The 19240-nt window shown below is 41.7% G+C and carries 16 protein-coding genes; 2 read left to right on the top strand and 14 right to left on the bottom strand.

Annotated elements, in window-relative coordinates:
• Window positions 1-5: 5 nt before the first annotated feature.
• A complete protein-coding gene (locus R2Q85_RS13505) occupies window positions 6-785 on the bottom strand; it encodes an Fpg/Nei family DNA glycosylase (RefSeq protein WP_316812323.1) in 780 nt (259 codons plus the stop codon).
• Window positions 786-1366: 581 nt separating this feature from the next.
• On the opposite strand from R2Q85_RS13505, the gene R2Q85_RS13500 reads away from it, so the two are divergent.
• A complete protein-coding gene (locus R2Q85_RS13500) occupies window positions 1367-1576 on the top strand; it encodes a hypothetical protein (protein WP_316812322.1) in 210 nt (69 codons plus the stop codon).
• 380 nt (window positions 1577-1956) lie between these two features.
• Here R2Q85_RS13500 and R2Q85_RS13495 read toward each other — a convergent pair whose 3' ends face one another.
• From R2Q85_RS13495 to R2Q85_RS13465, 7 genes are all read right to left on the bottom strand, one after another.
• Entirely contained in the window at window positions 1957-2799 is an 843-nt protein-coding gene (locus R2Q85_RS13495) for a hypothetical protein (protein ID WP_316812321.1), read from the bottom strand.
• On the bottom strand, window positions 2796-3080 hold the full coding sequence (locus R2Q85_RS13490; protein ID WP_316812320.1) for a hypothetical protein: 285 nt from the start codon (window positions 3078-3080) through the stop codon (window positions 2796-2798). The genes R2Q85_RS13495 and R2Q85_RS13490 overlap by 4 nt, the downstream gene beginning before the upstream one ends.
• Before the next feature lie 5 nt (window positions 3081-3085).
• A complete protein-coding gene (locus R2Q85_RS13485) occupies window positions 3086-3241 on the bottom strand; it encodes a hypothetical protein (protein WP_316812319.1) in 156 nt (51 codons plus the stop codon).
• A gap of 78 nt (window positions 3242-3319) precedes the next feature.
• Window positions 3320-5290, bottom strand: a complete 1971-nt coding sequence (locus R2Q85_RS13480) for a sensor histidine kinase (protein WP_316812318.1) — start codon at window positions 5288-5290, stop codon at window positions 3320-3322.
• An 89-nt stretch (window positions 5291-5379) separates the two neighbouring features.
• Complete coding sequence (locus R2Q85_RS13475) at window positions 5380-6189, bottom strand: Fic family protein (RefSeq protein ID WP_316812317.1); 810 nt, start codon at window positions 6187-6189, stop codon at window positions 5380-5382.
• Window positions 6190-6460: 271 nt separating this feature from the next.
• Window positions 6461-7333, bottom strand: a complete 873-nt coding sequence (locus R2Q85_RS13470; RefSeq protein ID WP_316812316.1) for an NAD(P)-dependent oxidoreductase — start codon at window positions 7331-7333, stop codon at window positions 6461-6463.
• A 70-nt stretch (window positions 7334-7403) separates the two neighbouring features.
• On the bottom strand, window positions 7404-7739 hold the full coding sequence (locus R2Q85_RS13465; RefSeq protein ID WP_316812315.1) for a helix-turn-helix domain-containing protein: 336 nt from the start codon (window positions 7737-7739) through the stop codon (window positions 7404-7406).
• 589 nt (window positions 7740-8328) lie between these two features.
• On the opposite strand from R2Q85_RS13465, the gene R2Q85_RS13460 reads away from it, so the two are divergent.
• A complete protein-coding gene (locus tag R2Q85_RS13460; RefSeq protein ID WP_316812314.1) occupies window positions 8329-8745 on the top strand; it encodes a hypothetical protein in 417 nt (138 codons plus the stop codon).
• Between the two features lie 156 nt (window positions 8746-8901).
• Here the strand turns inward: R2Q85_RS13460 and R2Q85_RS13455 are convergent, their stop codons facing one another.
• From R2Q85_RS13455 to R2Q85_RS13430, 6 genes are all read right to left on the bottom strand, one after another.
• The gene (locus R2Q85_RS13455) at window positions 8902-9477 is read right to left on the bottom strand and encodes a hypothetical protein (protein ID WP_316812313.1); all 576 of its coding nucleotides are present in this window, start codon (window positions 9475-9477) and stop codon (window positions 8902-8904) included.
• A gap of 365 nt (window positions 9478-9842) precedes the next feature.
• Complete coding sequence (locus R2Q85_RS13450) at window positions 9843-10739, bottom strand: type IX secretion system membrane protein PorP/SprF (protein WP_316812312.1); 897 nt, start codon at window positions 10737-10739, stop codon at window positions 9843-9845.
• 7 nt (window positions 10740-10746) lie between these two features.
• Window positions 10747-13968 carry a gliding motility-associated C-terminal domain-containing protein gene (locus tag R2Q85_RS13445; RefSeq protein WP_316812311.1) on the bottom strand — a complete coding sequence of 1074 codons (3222 nt, stop codon included), beginning with the start codon at window positions 13966-13968 and terminating at the stop codon, window positions 10747-10749.
• A 48-nt stretch (window positions 13969-14016) separates the two neighbouring features.
• Window positions 14017-15858, bottom strand: a complete 1842-nt coding sequence (locus tag R2Q85_RS13440; RefSeq protein ID WP_316812310.1) for a carbon starvation protein A — start codon at window positions 15856-15858, stop codon at window positions 14017-14019.
• 114 nt (window positions 15859-15972) lie between these two features.
• Complete coding sequence (locus R2Q85_RS13435) at window positions 15973-17922, bottom strand: heparinase II/III family protein (protein WP_316812309.1); 1950 nt, start codon at window positions 17920-17922, stop codon at window positions 15973-15975.
• Between the two features lie 11 nt (window positions 17923-17933).
• Window positions 17934-19211 carry a polysaccharide pyruvyl transferase family protein gene (locus R2Q85_RS13430; RefSeq protein ID WP_316812308.1) on the bottom strand — a complete coding sequence of 426 codons (1278 nt, stop codon included), beginning with the start codon at window positions 19209-19211 and terminating at the stop codon, window positions 17934-17936.
• Window positions 19212-19240: the final 29 nt, after the last annotated feature.

Below are 19240 nucleotides of genomic sequence, written 5' to 3'. Positions count from 1 at the left end.
TTAAATTACTGGTACAATTGCTGCTCCTGGGTATAATAAGACTTACGTCCTCCAATCTCGTCTACCAAGATCTTTTTACCGGTCGGACTCTCTTTAATTCCGGCGCCGTGGATTTTTAAAAAATCCTTAATCTCCCCACCGAGCTCATCAGGTAACATCTTGCTGATCTGCTCAATTTCCTTACGCAACAACTTTCCGATCACCTGGTGCAATTCCTTTACTTTAGCTTTTGGAATCGCTTTAGAGACTGAGAACGGAGAAATTCGTGCTTCCCATAAAATTTCATCCGCATAAGTATTGCCGATACCCCGGATGATGTGCTGATCCATCAATACCGTTTTTATCGGTGCTTTCTTTTTCGCCAAAACCTCTTCCAGATAGGCCACACTCATTTCTTTGGAAAGTGCATCCGGCACTTCCGAGACAGCAGGATTTAAGGTAGGAGTTGCAGCTTTTTGAAAGTCTGACAATGCAAAGCCATCCCCTGCTTTAAAATAAAATGAGACAATGGGATATTTTAGTTTCTCCTCGGCTTCAATCAGCTTTAGTTCTCCATGCAGCATCAGATGTAAGCCCAACACTCTTTGAGCCCCAAAATGCAGCTGAATGGTTTTCCCTTCGCGTTTTACCGCAGTCAGCTGACACCCTTCTAAAGTTTCCTTTAACTTCTTTTCCGGCACATTCAGCTTTCTACCCACCTGCACATCCAGGCGCTCCAGGGTTTTATGCTTAAACCGTTTTTCCAGGTTAGCAGCGAAAACTTCAAGATCAGGTAATTCCGGCATATGTAAACGTATAAATTAACAACCTAATCAAAACAATATTGAAAAGATAAAGTTTAAGAGATTGTGAACCCCTTACAATGGATGCTCACCTCCTTTATTTTTAGCTCAAAGCCAAAAAGTCTGTATCTTGTTAAGCCTTTAATACGATATCTTATGACCTCAGGATTATTACGCACACAATATGATTTGATTGAGGTAAAAACGTGGCTCTGGCAATTTATCATACAATACATTGCTATAAATCAAATACTTAAAAAAATAAATGTTGCTTTTTCTGTGGTTACTAAATTCAAATCTGTCTAGATTCACCTAACTAACTTAAAATTTATGACAGAGAAAAACAGCCGTTACATTGATCCGCTTACAACCTATAATCATTTCACGTCATTTCGAGGGAAGCGAAGCGACGAGAACCCCGAAGGGCTCAATGAGACAAAAAAACAATAAATGCTTCGAATTAAACCCCTTGAACTATGCAAATCCACGTTAAAGCACGCTCAAACAAGAGGTCTCTCCTATCGTCGAGATGACGGCAAGAAAAATAAAACAATCAATGATTAAAAATCTTTAAAATTGCGGAGGTGAGTAAAATGACTAAAGAAGAACGTGAATTGTACCACTCAGATGTGAAAGCAAAATCTGACTGGAATGCCGGTATTCGTTACGCAGAAAAAAAGGCAGAACACAATAAGGCTGTTGAAATTGCACAAAATCTGAAAAGCAAGGGTATAGCTGTTGAAATGATAGCTGAAGCAACAGGCCTTTCCGTCGAAGAAATAGAAAAGCTATAAATTTTATATGAAAATTTTAGGCCCTGGGTTTTTTCAGGGCCTTTAATCTATCTAAACAAATAACTAATTATAGATATGCTCAACGTCTCTGTAATGGAACTCCCGTCAATTTTGAATATGCCTTGAGTATCCATTGAACAAGGGTTGGTTAACCCTTGCTATACCCTCAGGCTTAATCAAGGCATGTGCAATACTTGCTTAGGATATGCCCGGCATACCAAACAAATCCACAACAGCCGGGGTTATTGATGTTTAATAACTAACCAGCATCATAATGAACTATGGCAACATCAAACGGAGCGTTCGGAGAATTTAAAGGCAAGCTAGGCAACCTGGTAAGCTATATGCCTTCCGGAAAAAGGCCTTTTTTAATCCATTTATTATTCAGTTATGATAACATCTGCAATAACCGGCAGGTGATCCAAATCATTTAGCCCGGTAAGCGGTGCCGAAACTTTCATGATTTTAATGTTTTTACTGGTAATGATGTTATCTATATGTTTATCTGGACTATCTTTCATCAGGCTTTGGTTAAGGCCGTTTGCAGCAGTCGCAAACCATCCCTGGTTACCGCCATTGGCAATGTTGAAACCTGCCTCCTGGAAACGCAAAATCTCGGCATCCTTAGCATTGGTATCACCAAAGCAAATGAAATATTTATACTTTTTCAACTCCGACATCAGCAAATCCAATGCGGGGGCATGCTCCTCTTTGGTCCATGGGATATGCATGGAAATGATTTGGATAGTTTTGTTTCCAATCTTCAAATCTCCTATCAAGGCGTAATAGTCGCCAGAAATATGTTTCTTACGAAGATTGGTTAGCTGATAGTTTGTTGCAATACCGTTATAGATCCAGGTATGCTCATCTCCAAAATAGACATGGTTATAGTAGGGCTTCAGCAGTTCGGTTTCCGCGACATATGTGCTGTCCTGATCAAAATTCTTGTTCCACTCCTGTATACCAAAGATATCCAGGCTCTGCTCGCCTATCCATTTTCTCCATGCATACAATTCCTGTTTGATGAAACTTCCGGTTACAGTTTTATTTTTAGGATAGAAGCTTTTTCCCCTTACTTCTAATCCGCCTTTCATTCCTTGGTTGAAGTGTCCGACATTGTAAGAGGCTACTCTCAATTTTATTGGCGCATTGGCGGGCGACTGGCCCATTAGATTAGCCATAAATAAAAGAGCGATGGCTAAAAGAGTGATTTGTTTTTTCATTTGTTTACCATTTCATAGGGTCCAACGGCAGCGAAACTATCAGTGCTGAGTGTCCACTTCTGGTCGGCACCCACCTGAATACTATACTTTTTACCTGCAAAACTAACCGTTAATTTCTCATTGGCGTCAGCCCATCCCCAAACGGTAATGGGTTTATTTCGCTGAAGCACCATGCCATTTCCAAACGGCTTGGGCATTCTTACATTGGCGAGAAGTTGGCTAGCAGTACCTTGTGTGACCAGTAGTGTTACCGCTACAAATATGGTTCTTATTAATTTCATTGGAACTAGATTGTATATTTTCTAAAGTATGGATTTAAATCGTTTATTTTATCTACTTTAAATTCATTTGCAAATACTTTAAATTGTCCGTTGCGGCATTCCAGGCAATTTTTCAGCAAGTTAAAATCTTCTACATATCCTTCCTTGCGTAATTGGTTCATGGCATAAACATTACTGTGCTGGATCTGGAAAAGCTTGCAAAAATGAAGAACTGAACGGAAGTAAGTAGTTCATAAACATCACATTTTTTTTAAGGAAAAACTAAACACCAGTTCATCATTATCCAGGAAAACTTTTAATTCGCTGCCGTTGGCAGCAATATATTCTCTGCAAAGATATAGGCCCAGACCAATTCCCTGTTCATTATCAGTTCCCGGGGTACTTACAAAAGAACCGGGTTCCTGCAGGTTTTCCATATTTACCCGTTCGGGATCCACAACAGGGTTCCGCACGCTAACCAGAACCACTTTCTCATCTTCCTCCAGTTTTATCCTGATGATACCGCTCAGGGGAGTAAACTTTATAGCATTATCTATCAGGTTACGGAATATCAGCTGTACCTGGTTGATATCAGCACATATATCACTTTTTCCTGTAACCTGCATATCAATAGTAATGGATTTGCTGTGCGAAAGCGGATGATAGACAAGCAAAAGTTCTTCAATTAAGGCCTCCAGATCAAAGTTAGAGAACTGTGTGCCAGGGAACATCATCTGGCCTTTAGCCCAGCTCAACAGGTTGTTTAAGGTATGGTGTATCTGGTCGATGTTTTTCCGGCTTTCAGTCAGCAACATTTTCAATTCGTCAAAATTAAGCAGGTTCATTTCCTTTAAGGAGAAAATGCTGATCAGACTGTTGAAAGGGCTCCGAAGGTCGTGTGCAATGATAGAAAAAAGCCTGTCTTTTACTGCGTTCGATGCTTCCAACTCTTTTACAACCCCTACGTACCTCATGGTACGCTCCTGTACCACTACTTCCATCCTGGAATGCTGGGAAGTAACCAGTTCCAGATTTTCTATCTGGAGCCGCAGTTTTTCTTTACGCACTGTATTCAACTGTTCCCCTAACGCCAACGCCAGGAACAGCAATTCAAGAATAGAACCAATAGGCCCAACTTCATAAGAAATATCATAATAAGGAATAATCCTAACGATGGCCAGTGAAACAATAATAAATGTCAGGCAAACACAAAACCAGGCCAGCACATAATAAAAAGCTGCCTTATGTCCTTTTTTATACACAAGAAATCCGCTTACCAATAGTACCAGACTACTTAACAAAGTGATATAATTGACCAGCGCTGCCAGGAATTGTTTACCACCTAAAGCAGCAACCACAAAAATGGCGATCCAAACCAGGATCATCAGCTTGTAGATCTTTACTGCCGCTGGAAGTCTTTTATCCAGCTCAAGAAATTTCCAGGAGAAGTAAATAGAAGCCAGACTGGCGATACTTAAAAAAACATGGGGATACAGATTAATAAACTCACGGCCATGATCGCCCAGAACAAAACCATAGCCCCTGATATAAAATACCAGGTAAACAAACAAAGCAGCTACATAGATGCTGTAATAAAGATAGACTTTGTTTTTTAAGATGAAAAAGAAAAAAATAGTGAACAGAAACAGCATGCCCAGTATTCCAGAATACATCATCACTATATTTGCTTTAAAGCTCATACCCGCAACAAGTGTTTTAGCTAATGCTATTTTTAAAGCAACAAGCATCACATTATGGCTTTTTACCCTGAGGTAGATAACCTCTTCTCCTGAACCCGATCCCGGCTCAGGTAAAGGGAAAACAAAATTATTTGCCGCAATTACTTCTGGAGTAAAGGGTCTTAAACTACCTGAGCGTAGATGATATGGCTTGCCATTGGTACCGGTTGTATACAGATCTATATATTCTATATTTGGGACATCTACAACCAGAAAGCCTGCCTGCCTGCTCTTATTCAGGTAAGTCAGCTTAATCCAGAAAACAGACTTACTGTTGCCAAGGTTCAATATCTGGGTACGGACAGCTGAAAATTTACCTAAACTATCCAGGGCCCTTACATCATCAATTGAAAAAGCGCCTCCACTGTCCTCTAAAACACTGGTTTGTTTACCAATATTAACGTAAGGCTGCCGTTCAAGATCGATTACTTTCTGGGCTAAACTTATTTTAAATGAACATATACAGAACAGTAGCAACAGGGAATATCGCATAGGATGATTGCTTTTCTACAATAATGCAACAAAAGTGCGGTACTATTGTTTCAGCGTGTCTTTCTTATTATCAAATAATTGAATACAAATCAAAACATCAGGTTAAAGCCCTTGCCGGGGCTTTTTCCTTTTTGAGGTTGAGTGAGGGTTATAAACCTGTCTATTTCTTCCTGAAGGTGTTTTTCGTATTCCGTGGTCATGAAAGAACGAAAGATGTTGATGTCATCTTTTTCGCGGGTATCATTCAGGGCCTGGATGTATTCTGCTTTTGATTCATTTAAAACAATCGCAAAAGGTAAACCGTAATAAGCTTGAATGTAGTTCATCAATAGTCTGGATGTGCGTCCATTGCCGTCGTAAAAAGGATGTATGCTCACCAGGTTAAAATGGGCATCAAAAGAAAGGCTGACCTGCTCTTCAACGGAAAGGCGACCTTTCATACGTTCATTGATCTGCGCTACAAGCGCATTGGTCAGCTTTTCAACTTTGTCAAAGTTCGGGAAATAAGTAGCTCCCGCTGTTACATTGCCCTTTCTAAATGCACCTGTCCTGGCGTCAATAGTTCCGAATATGGTATTGTAAACACTTCCGGTATTTCTGATGGTCAGTGAATTGATCTGCTGGATGAGTGCGGTAGTAACAGGCGTTTGGGTACGGGCCTTTTCGATTGTAAATTGTAAGGCAGTGAAATGGTCTGTTACCATCAGACTGTCTTGCAAGGGTTTTCCCTTAGGTGTAAGCCCTTCATTGATAAGAACCTGGGTTTCTACTTCTGTCAGCGTTGATCCCTCGATACGTGTAGAATGGTGTACAATTGAAATGTGGTTAAATTTCTCATGATCAATCACCTGGTCTATGCCCAGGCTATGGTATTTATCTATGAGTTTGATTAAGTTCATGTTCAATTTTATCGGAACACAAATTTAGAGAAAAATGCTGACTATCCTGCTACCTGCCAATTTTACCCCATCCCAAACTCCTCATCCAACACCTTTAACATCCGCACCAATAATACCCGTACTGTCCTCGCCGTACTCTGCACCACCTGTCTATACTTGTTTTCCAAACTCCCCGGCGAAATACCCTTTAGCCCGGTACCCGGCGTTTGAAAGATTATTAAGATTTAAATGTAGTAAAAGAAATTCACCTTCTCTTCTGCGGCTTTTGATTTTATTTAAGCACAATTTTAACCAGCGCGGCAAGCTCTTCCTTCTCATAACCAGCCTGAACTGCTTTTTTCAGCATAAGACTTATATTTTCATGAAAGGTATGGTCTATCCCACTGTCTTTCATGGCGGTCGAAATACGTGCCGTTGCCGCTGCGCTTATGGATAACGGGCTTTGACTGATGGTATAATCACCACTATGGATCACATCAAGCTCATGTTTAAAGAATTCCGTAAACCCCGGTGTAATTTCGGCAATAATATCTCGATAATTGCCCAGGTCCAGCCCTGTCCGGGCAATTAAAGCTGCGCCATGCATGAGGCCTGCATACGAGCCGTACAGCCAGCCCAGGGTAGCCAGGTCCATAGCCGAAGCCGCCGAAATTTTAGCCCCAAGATATTTAATATTTTCACCTAAAATCTTAATCAGGCTTTCCTGCTCTTCAAAAACCGGTCCTGCACCGGATAGCAAAATCGTAGTATCTGGCTTTCCCATCTGTTCGGGAGCTACTTGTATGGCCCCATCTAAATATTGCCCGCCATGCTGCCGGATAAAATGCTCCAGGTTTTCGGCATCCTGTAAACTGCCGGTAGTAAGATTGATGAACGTTTTACCTTTTAAAACTGATATGTCAACAATTTTTCTAAATATTTCATTGATCGCTGCATAATCAAATACGATGAGGATACTGACTTCGCTCTTCGCGATTGCCTCATCAATATTTTCCATGAAATTCACACCTTTAATTTCACTGGCCCGGGTAGCAGTCCGGTTCCATACGGTTACCTCATTCCCATTGTCGCGCAGCAGTTCTGCAATTTTAACGCCCATTTGTCCTAAACCGATTACTGTAATGCGTTTTGCTGTTGTTTTCATTTTCTAAAATTTTATACAGACAAAGTTGCAACAGGCAAAACCTTTAAACAATAAGCGAAAAAAGATTCGGTTACTGAAAAATTTCTCGGTGCAGGCATCCCCACTCATCCATCAGCGCAATGATGGGCAGTAAGTGCTTTCCCCTTTCCGTTAAGGAATAGTTTACCCGCAATGGAAAACCGTCATGCAATTTTTTAGCCACCATACCCTGGGCTTCCAGCTCACTCAGCTGCATGTCTATTACCCTTGGTGTGGCAGCTATTTGTTTGTGGATTTCACTGGGTCTGGTAAAACCCTGCCTGATGGCATCTATGATGCAGGGCTTCCATTTCGCGCCCATAGCCTTCATAAAAATGGTAATTCCGCAGTCCAGGTCTTCGGGTATTTTTCTTTCGTATTTTGCCATCGTTCTTTAATGCTTTAAAAGTTTTATCTTCTGGAAACAAATATAACCATTAGGCCCATAGGCTCAGAAAGTGGCCATTTATTTCCGTAACACTGTCATTCTATTTCAGTCACTCTAAATTTCACAATTTTTGCAATCGGCTTTGCACTTTAGAATTAGTAACAGAATTTCATCCTGAAAAGTACAGATCCGAAACCTCCCATTCCAAATTTAATTTCGTAAATCCATAAAACTTTAGTGTTTCGAGCTGATCTTCAAGGAAATTAGATTTCATAATTATAACCACTGTAGCTTTGCTGAACCTAAACTGGTAAAAATGCCAGAACAAACCAGCACTGCAGTACAGTCAAAACAAAAGAGAAAAGCTAAAAGAAAGACCAAGCCTACAACCTTCATTGATGCATTCGTAGACTTTTCTTTCAAGAGATTGTTTGCTTGGCTCGCAAACTTATTGCCATAAGGTAACTGAAACTCATCTGCTGTTTCCGCTAAAAGATTTATATCCTAACCATACTTTAATAAAAAATAATGTAAGTATCTTAGTATCAATAAACTTAACCAAATATTCATTTAAACTAAAACAAACCGTATGAACAAAATCTTAATTGCCGGCATAGCCGGCGGCGTGGTATTTTTCCTGCTCGGCTGGCTGGTTTATGGTATTATCCTGATGGATTTTATGATGGCCAATTCAGGAATGCCTGTGGAACTCCAAAAAAAGATGCCCGATATGCTTCCGCTTGTAATAGCCAACCTGGCCTGGGGCTTTCTCTTTGCCACAATATTAGGTAAATGGAGCACAGGCTTAAGTATTGCCCAGGGTGCCATGCGCGGTGCATTGATTGCGCTACTGGTAGCTTTATTTATGGATTTAACCATGTATGCAACCACTACCATGCTAACCATGAACTGCCTGTTGGTTGATCTGGTAGCCATGACAGTAAATGGGGCAATCGGTGGAGCAGTGATCACCTGGATATTGAGCCTGCTAAAAAACAGAGCTTAATTAATTTAATATTTTGGGATTAAAGGGGGAAGGATGCTTTCCCCTTTTTTTTGGGCAGAATTTCATCCTGAAAAGTACATTCCTAAAATCGGATAAATTAAAGCCTTATTTGAGTCTTATAAGACCAGGGTAAGACTTGATGATAATCCTGGATCACTAATATTTCTCAAAAGATATATTTTTAATCGCCCTGTTTAGCCCTTTCCAGGTCATCGATCTTCCGTCAGCACTAATCTCAATTTCAAAATTATCACCAATCAGCGTCAGGTTACTTAAATAACTCTCTTCAAGCTCAGTGAGGTGTGTCCCAACCGGAAACCGGTACTCTACCAAACCAAACACCTGCGGCCCTTTTTTATGCACCACCCGATCTGGGTGTGCATGTAGCCTAAACCCCACCGGATAACGTTTAGACCTGAAGGTGATCACACCAGTAACGTCATTCCCCTTTTCATAATATCCCGAATTCTTCACCTGGGTCAGGTTAAGTTCAGCAAAATTGTACAATACCGTATCCTTATAAATGCCAATCTCACTGGTACTGGGTGCAGACGGCTTTACACTTACAGATTTCATTTTCCAGTTAGCCAGCAGCTTTGGCCGCATGCTATCCATAATTGCAATTGAAGCCTTATCCCAGTCAATTTTCTTTTCCACAGGCGAACCCGTATTTTTTTGACAAGCAAGCAGCATAAGCACACCTGCAAACAGTACAACAGTTATTTTTTTCATAGAAAGGATTTGATGGCCAAAAATAACGAAAATCAATCAGCCTGCTAAAAGCTATTCAAAATGATACCATTACCTTCTTTAATCACCCTGCATTAACAGATAAATTACCTTCTCCGAAAACACATAGGCATTTTTCTGATTTTTCACAAAGAAAAATATTACCTTCTTTAAGGACCCTGCATTAACAGATAAATTACCTTCTCCGAAAACACATAGGCATTTTTCTGATTTTTCACAAAGAAAAATATTACCTTCTTTAAGCACCCTGCATTAACAGATAAATTACCTTCTCCGAAAACACATAGGCGTTTTTCTGATTTTTCACAAAGAAAAATCAGAAATATGCCAGTGTTCGAGGAGAACGGTTATTTATCAATTTTACTTAGATTCAGCCTCAGGTTCAGTTCAAAACTGCCATTGGTATAGCTGCTTAAAGCTGAAGTCTGGGTGGTATAGGTTCCGCTGATCAGGTATTTCTTTCTAAAGTCCATGCCTAAACCAAAGGTTGCATTCCTGGTGCTATGGTACATGGCCAGCAAAAACACCTGCTTATTGGCCATACCAAACTGCGCACCCGCATCCCAGATGTTGTCAAAACCTTTCACACCCCTGTAGGCTACCTTTGGCTCTACCTCCATACCTTCGGCACCTTCGCTGATCCCGATCTTGTAACTTACTGCCGTATAAAAGGTAGCCACATCGGCCAGTTTGATCACATCCTTTTTCAATACACTTTTCAGGTTGGGGATGGCCGCCTGGATGTTCAGCTTATCTGAAGTATAAGCTACGCCAAAATCTCCGTCCAGGTAAGTTTTACGGTTATTGTACTGCCCTACTGCCGGATCGTTGGGATTGCCATAAATATCGGTATTTTCTAAGCGCTGACTCATAAAACCCAGGGATACCCCAAAATGCAGCTGATGGCTGTTCTCATTCAGCTTCAGGTGATAAGCATAACTGCCCACTACCCTGGTCTGTCTTTGCAAACCCGCACTTTCGTTGTTCACCGTTAAACCCAGTCCAACTTTGTTAAAGCCATAATCCGCAGTAAGGTTTTGGGTTAAAGGTGATCCGAGTACATTGCTCCAGAGCTTGCGGTAAGCACCATTCAGCTTTAAACCCTCACCTGCCCCGGCAAAAGCCGGGTTGACCAGGTATTGATTGGTATAGTACTGGGAGGATAAAGGATTCAACTGCCCCTTTACGGTGGTACTGATTGCGGTTAGCGCAATCAGTACCAAGGTTTTACCTATCGTTTTCATCTCTGTTTTACTCTGGCCTGGTAATGGTAATGAAACCGCTGAGACCTGGCCTGATCGTTCCAAAATCTATGATATAGTAATAAGTTCCTTCAGTCAGTGGCGCACCATTTAAGGTACCTTCCCAACTGTTGTCATAAGCTTTTTTACTATACATTAATCTTCCTGTACGATTAAAGACCTTCACCTCGTTATTCGGATAAAAGTCAATATTATCGATCACCCATTTGTCATTCAGCCCATCACCGTTTGGAGATAGGATATTGGTTGCCTTGATCTTCACAAAATCTTCCGGCATGATTAAGTTAATCGCCTTGCTTTCTGTAAGGCCGCTGGCATTTGTAGCTATTAAATTCAATGGCTGGGCCCCACCTATCTGTACCCGGTAGCGTAAGCCAGCGGTATTTAGGGTAACGGTAGCGGTATTTAGTGCATAATCACCACTGCCTGCCACTGCTCCCCAACTATTTCCATTATATTTTGAAATACCGAAAGGAGATGACGCGGTAAAAGCACTACCTCTCAGACTTACAGGAAAGCCAACACGAATCGTATAATCTGCTGTTCCGCTTGTACGGACAACATGGTATGACGCATCCACAAACTGGCTCTTGTCTACAACTGCACTGCCATTTGGCAAACCATTAGCTTTAAGGTCCGTAAGTACACTCATTGTATAGCTTGATACAGTTGCTGGATTTGTAACCTGTGGGGTAACGCGTATAGGCAGATAATTTCCGCCGTTTCCTAAAGGAAAATCTGCCGCCAGAGCAGCTAATCCGGTTACATTAACTTCCGCAATGTTACCGGTAGTTACTGACGACCTGGTGTTGATATAGGAAGTGCTGCTTCCGCCTGAAACACGTGAAACATTAAGCGCTGAAGTTTCCGGAATATTCAGCAATCCCTTCTGCATATCCAGTGTTCCTATCGTCAGCACCGGATTCAGTGTAACTCCAGCGGTTGAATTGATTACCATTTTATTGAGCGTTGCATCTTTAAACGTATTGGCTGCAACGGTTCTTAGTGTCTGTGTAGAAGGAGAGGCACTTACAAAACCTATAGTGCCATTAGTTGCATCAATTATGCCGGTACTGTTTAGCGTAATAGCGCCTGCAATATTCATTACAGCACCCAGCTTCAGTTTATGGGTATTCCCAGCTTCAACACCCAGTGCGTTAAAAGTAACATTTCCGCCCATGAAACCGATATTATCAGCGCCTTTTGTAAAATTTACTGTAAGTGATGAAATGGTATTATCATGAGCTGCAGAGATACAATTAATGGTATCTTCTGCTAGCAGGTTACCCCTGATATTCAATATACCTGTAGAAACTCCCTCGGAATACACAGATGATCCTCTTTGAAAAAACACATCAGTTGATACACTTAAAGCAATTCCGTCACTCACTTTCAGAAAGGTCCCTGCTATAACTGTTGGTGCTTGGGTATAGCCGGTCCCTCCGCTACTAATGTTTACCGTTGTAATACCAACTTTTGCCGAAACAGCTGCTCCTGTACCATTTCCTGTAACAGACATAGTTGGTATGGAAGTATAGTTCGATCCTGCATCGGTTATAGTAATACCTATAATTTTACCACCACTCAATGTTGGTATAGCCGTTGCTCCGCTTCCGCCACCGCCGCTAAAAGTAATTTGGGCAGAAGTATAACCAGAACCCCCATTATTTATATCTGCACCTGTTACTTTTACTTTTGTGATCGTTGCAACAGCAGTGGCAGAGCCTGTAAGTTGTCCACCGTTAACAAAAGATAGCGCAGGAATACTGCTTAAATTACCTGGCTCTACAATGGTTAATGCTGATACTGCACCTCCATTGATCTTTGCCCTTAAAACAGCTCCATTCCCCTCTCCAACTATCAGATTCTTTAAACTTCTAGTACCTGCTACAACTGCGCTTTGCCCATTTCTTACTAACAAATTAGTTGATGCTCCAAGGGCAGTTGTTGCTGTTACCCAATTTCCGTTTGTAAAAACTTCAAAATGTGCTGGGGTACCCATACTGCTAATCAATTCCTTTGTCCGATAATCACCCGCAACAGGAACATATTTAAATGCATATTGATTAAACAACAATGATCCGTAGCCTAATAATATCGCATTACCACTTTCTCCTCCATAGTCTTGCCTTATTTTCTCCACAACCATTTTGGTATATTTAACCGCAGTTCCGGACATCCCTTTTCTGTTTACATAATGATTGTAAACCAATTCATAAAATGGCTCAAACACTCCCCTTAAATCAGGAGAAATTACAGTTCCATGAGGATTTGATGTATAGGGTACGCTATAACCTAAATTATATTTAGCGGTATATTCGGTTCCTAATAATAACCTGTTTGAATACAAAGCATAAAGACTCTCCGTTTCTTTTTGGTTATACCCTATTTCGCAAGCTTCCGCTAATGCCGCTATGCCCATTTGGCTATGTTCCTGATCACGACCGCTTTCATAACACTGGCCGGTAGTACCGGAAATGTAATTGTACAGTGTTCCAGAATAAGTATCATAATCAGTGCCATCCCCTGGCTTTGCCTTCAAAAAACTGAGCCCTCTGTTGTAAATAGTTCGGTCACTTAAAAAAACTCCTATTCCCATCATAGTTCTGGACATGGCCGCACTCCAATTCCCCGAAATCCCAGGCTGGAAAGGTGCAAGTACCGGCTGAAATATATTCCTGAACATATTTTCCGCGCTCTGTATATCTGCCGCGCTCCAGCTTGGGTCTGTATATCGCAGAATTTCCGCAGCATTAACAAAACCAAAACCAAACCACGCTGCCGCTAACTGGGCAGCGTCCCCGTCAAAAGACTGCAAGGTAGCTGACCAGGAGTTCAATATTGTTTTAGCCTTATTTGCATAGGTAATGTTTCCTGTAATTACCCACAAAACTGCACACCTATAAGCTCTCTGACTTTGGGCAGACATTGCGTTTGACGCAGGACTGGGGTCCTCTCCTGGATGTCTGCGAACAACGGCATAAACAGTTCCCTGCACATAGCTTAGATCGTTATAGGCAAGCAATTTAGCATATGTCGCTGCCCATGGCTGCCGTTCCGTATTTGCATATGTCTTTAACCTGTCCAGGCTGGCAGTGTTGAACAGGATCCCCGGATGTACAAATTGCGCTTGAGCATGTAAAACGCCCATCAATAAAAAAACAAAGGCCAACAAAGGCACTTTTAGTTGCTTAGTAAATGTTAATCTCATAATGGTTATATATTTGGTTTATAGTCTACTTTAGATCCTGTTATATACTTACCGTTCCACCAACTCCTTTACCGCATCTCCATAATAATCCACCTTATCTGCTTTCATTTTCGACAATTGATACCATCTTTTAAAGGTGTTCACAAACACAACGAACATCAGCACCATGGCTATGCAGGCCAGGAAAGCCAGTAAATATTGGCCTTTGGGCATGTACATATTCACTACCTGCTCGTAACCTGCCCAGAAGGTGATGAGCGCCATGAACACCCCGGGTATAGCAGCACAAAGTGCGTACTTCTTCCTGTTCATGCGGATGAGCATGGTGGTACAAACAATAAGGCCACAAGCTGCCAGCAATTGGTTGCTGATCCCAAACAATGGCCAGATACTGCTCACGTTCCCTGTATACACCAGATAACCCCAGGAAAAGGTGAACAGCAAACTGCTGATGATGATCCCCGGTATCCAGTTCTTATCTTTGAATCGGGGGATTACCCTTCCGATCATCTCCTGTAAGAAGAACCTGCCTACCCGCGTGCCTGCATCAATTGCTGTCAGTATAAATACCGCTTCAAACATGATGGCAAAATTGTACCAGTAAGCCATCACATCATCCATATATGGTATTTTATTGAATATATGCGCCATACCTACTGCAAGGGATACTGCCCCGCCGGTTCTTCCCTGTAGCTCTACCCCAATCTTTTCACTAAAATGGGCTAGGTCTACTGCCTTTAAACCTGGGTTTTGCGCAATAAAGCTTTCGTACATCTCTTTTGGGGTATTGATGGCGAAATAATCTCCAGGAACTAAAGTACAGGCTGCTATCAAGGCCATCAATGCTACAAAGCCTTCCACCAGCATGGCTCCATAGCCTACAAATAGGATTTCCTTTTCGTTGGTCAGCATTTTTGGAGTGGTTCCTGTGGCAATAATGGCGTGAAAACCAGAGATCGCCCCGCAGGCAATTACGATAAAAATAAAAGGCAATACAGGACCACCAATAACCGGACCGCCACCGCTCACGAATTGGGTAAGTGCAGGCATTTGCAGTGTTGGATGTACAAATATCACTCCTATTGTGAGCATAAGGATAGTTCCAATTTTTAAATAGGTAGATAGGTAATCTCTTGGAACTAACAATAACCAAACAGGCAATACGGATGCTAAAAAGCCATATACTGTTATCGCTATAGATATGGTTTCTATCTTCCAGTGAAAAATATGGCTAAGGGCAGGGATCTGCATCAGCTCATGACCTCCTACTATAGCGGCGATCAGCATGATCCCTCCAAAAATACTGGCCAGGGTAACGCTGTCCTTCCGGTAGCGCATGATTAACCCCATGATCACGGCAATGGGCATGGTTGCAATTACGGTAAACAAAGACCAGGAAGCTTCATGCATAGCGCTGATACAAGCTAAAGAAAGGCCCGCCAGGGTAAGGACAAGGATAAAAAGGATGGCTATTCCTGCGATTAAACCGGTACCTGTACCGATCTCTTTTCTTGCTATGGTAGCCAGGCTTTCTCCTTTGTGTCTTACTGATGCAAAGAGTACCACCATATCATGCACCCCGCCTCCTAATACGCAGCCTATCAAAATCCATAGTGCTCCCGGCAGGTAACCAAACTGGGCTGCCAGCACCGGGCCTACCAAAGGTCCGGCGGCTGCTATGGCTGCAAAATGATGGCCAAACAGTACGGTCCTGTTCGTGGCCACATAATCTTTTCCATCTGAAAATTCTATTGCAGGGGTTACGTTTGCAGCATTGAGCTTTAATACTTTATTGGCCAGGAAAATCCCGTAAAATCTATAAGCAATAGCAAATACCAATAAGGCGATAAAAACTAAAGTGAGGGCGTTAACCCCATTTAAAAAATCCATGTCTTAAATTCTTTTTTAATTGATCTGCTGCTAAACGCGCTGATGTATTTATTATAATTAATATCCCGGATTCTGTATTACAGAAGGGCTTGAATTAATTACAGCTTCATAAAGTTAATTTTGCGGTTTATACGTAATAATAATCTGACCTTCGGTTACCGGTTTAGAGACAGCAATACCAATACGTGTATAAGGCGTACCGCCTTCTGATATTTTTTCGGATTTGAGCAATAGCTGATTGCCCGGAGAAGAGAATGTAACTAACATTTTTTCATTTCCTCTTGTCAGCAACAACGTATTACCCGAAATCTGCTTCCATTCGGAACGAGTGGAAATAGCCGTTTCAAACCCTTCAGGTTTAGCATATTCAAAAGAATCTGTAAATGTAATTCTGCCGGCACCTGATCTGTCGTAAACCATGGTACGGTTAAGTTTCTTTAGCCCTGGCACATGGTATGCTGAAGCAATGTCCAACGTGATGTCGTCTTTTTCGCGGGTAAAGTCCGTATGGATAGTTTTTGACCTGGCCTGGGCACCTGGCTGTTGACAACTATCCGCAACCAGCGGAACCGGATGACCAAATGAGCCTATTGTTTTATAAGTATAACGATATTTCGGATTGAAAATATCGGCGGTATAGGGAATTACTCCCGGATCACCAGCCATTATTTGGTTTCCCTGCACAATGGTAAACGATCCTATATCATTATGATTATGAGATTCTGCATTATTACCGCCTTTAAATGCAACCCCTATCTTAGCCGAAGAGCCTGGTAAAGGTCTGCACACCAACACCCCTGTTTGCTCAAAAAAAGATCGGATAGCTGATTCACCTTTCACCATATTGTTTTTAGGCTGCGATTTAGAGGAAGAATTTGGAAAAGCCATCATCACACTCATTCTATTATCGCCCGTACGCGCTTGTTGCCCCAGCGTGTCGTATTTTGCCAATCCAAGCCCGAAACTCTTATTTAAATAAGCCATTACATTCGCATCCGGTTTGGCACCTTCTTTACAATCAGATATGGCCGGATACACCTCATTGATAACTTCTATATTGACCGGGTAACGTGCGATTTTCTGTACTTTTGGATCATTAAACAAATCTACCTTAGCTCCTGTAGCTTGCCAGATACTCTCACGCAAAAGAATGTAATGTCCAAATCCGTAGCTGAAATACACAACCCCTTCTCCACAATAGCCGTCGTCACCAAAACCCTGCAAGCCATTTCTTGAATAGTATTCACCGATACTAATAAATCTGGCCCGCTCTTCCTTACTTTGTATGGTAGTCAGTGCAGCGCCAACCAGTCCGGCTAAACACACGTGGTTCCAATTGTTCATATCCGTCAAAAAACCTTTCTCACTTTCTGTATGATTTGATTTGAATTTTTCCAGTACCGGATTAAAGATCCTGATGTATAAAGCATCCAATGCCAGTTTCCTCAAATCAGCCGGAATCTTATCGCCCATCAAATACAAAGTTTGTGCAATCGTATGGGCATATAAAGAAGAAGTCAGTTCAACTGAGTAGGCAATGCCGTTATAATTCTTAAAACCATGGTCACTACGTGGTGAAGTCCATGATTTTTGCTGAATTACATCCCGAAGGGCCTCTTCTATACGCTTCGTGTACTGATTTTTGTTTTCAAGACATTCTGCCCAGGTCAACTTGGACAAACCTTCTGCCCTTTTGCGCATCATCGCCAAGCCCTTGCCCGATGAGGATTCTGTTCCTTTAGACAGAGAGAAATAGTCTTCCTTACTAAATGCAGGCATTTTATAACCGTGCATCGACCTTAAAAAGGAATTGTACTGCCCGGATAAAAGCAGCTGGTCCCAAACTTTACGTTTATTATAAGGCTCGCCGAAACCTGATGGTTTATCTGACAGCATTGCTTCAATTTCCTGGACGCGTTTTTCATCAACAGGTCTGAGCGGAAAAGGAGCCGTTTGAGCAATTGATACCGGAATCCTGGAAATTAAAAGACCGGTAATAACAATAATTTTAGCCGTTAGCAACATGTGCGTATAATAAGCTGGTTTAAAATGTGTTTTTTTCATTTCTGTTACGGTTAACCCTTTAAAGATTCTCCTAAAATTCTCATGGTATCCCTTTGGTATTGAGCTACCAGTTTCTGGGCTTTCTTTACTTTTTCTTTTGAGGCTGTAGGATTTTTCACCATTTCAAGTACAGCAGGGACAATCCTATCGACATCAGTTTTGGTATCCATATCGAACAGCCACTCTTTTAACCCAATGTCCTGCCACATAAATCCTTTAGAGGTTTGCTCTGTAAAGCGACAAACGATAGCCGGTACGCCCAGAGCTATGCACATAATAGGGGAATGCATTTCGAGTCCAAACAATCCCGCTGAACGGGCGTACGTACTCACTGCTTCATCTGTAAGCCAGTATTTGTCACGCCAGATCACCCGGGGTTTAACGTCCTCCGGCAGGGGATCATACAGCATTTCCTTGCCTATACGAATCTGTGTTTCATTTTCCGGAACAATTAACACTTTAAGATCCGTTTGTCTCAGCACTTCAATGATCGCATTTCGAATTGGTAGGTTATCATGTTCCTTCATCTTTTCATTCCATGCATGTTTCTTTTCGTTTACCGGCAATTGCTTTGATGGGATCTCCCACCATGGGGAAAACCTAAGCTGGGGAATTACGCAAACAAATTTTCCTGTTTCCAGTGCATGTTCCTTCAGAAATAAATCAGCGGCTTTATCATTTCTTACATCTACCGCAAAGGCGCCGTCCGGACAAAACCCCATAATGGGACACTTTACGCCTATTTTTTTTGCGAACTGAACAGATACAGAATCCCTGAACCAGGTAAAAGCAGCACTATTGAACAGTTCAACATCCAAGGGATTGTAATTTTCATCTTGTGCTTGAAAGCCATAATTGCCAGGGAAAGTAATTCCGTATATTCCGTATGGTTTACCTGTTTCTTTTTTCCACCGGAGCATCTCATTTCTGCCTACCAATGAAGGTCCCGATCCGTGAAGAAAAAAATCGCAGTCCAATATGGCTTTTTGTTTGTCTTCCTCTGATTTTAAGATCTTCAATTTAGGAAACCTGGCCATAAGCATTTCTTCGACGCCTGATTTAACAGAATCTGGCCAAAGGCGAACTTCAACATGCGGCAAGTATTTTTCAATCAAGGCCAAAACTCCTGGTGTATGACCGATATCTCCAATATTCTCGACTTGCCAGGAAGAACGTAAGAGTAAGCTTTTTTTGGTCTTGCCAGTCTGTGCCAATGCCGGAACAGCGGCTAAATATCCTGCGAACAGGAGGGTATGTTTAAGGAAATCCTTTCTAGAAATGTGTGTCATATTAAATTCTTATTTTTATTGAAAAGCCT

The sequence above is a fragment of the Pedobacter heparinus genome (assembly GCF_032678725.1).
Taxonomy (GTDB): Bacteria; Bacteroidota; Bacteroidia; order Sphingobacteriales; family Sphingobacteriaceae; genus Pedobacter; species Pedobacter heparinus_A.
The sequence above is the reverse complement of the archived record's forward strand: the minus strand, read 5'-3'. Positions and strand labels throughout refer to the sequence as shown.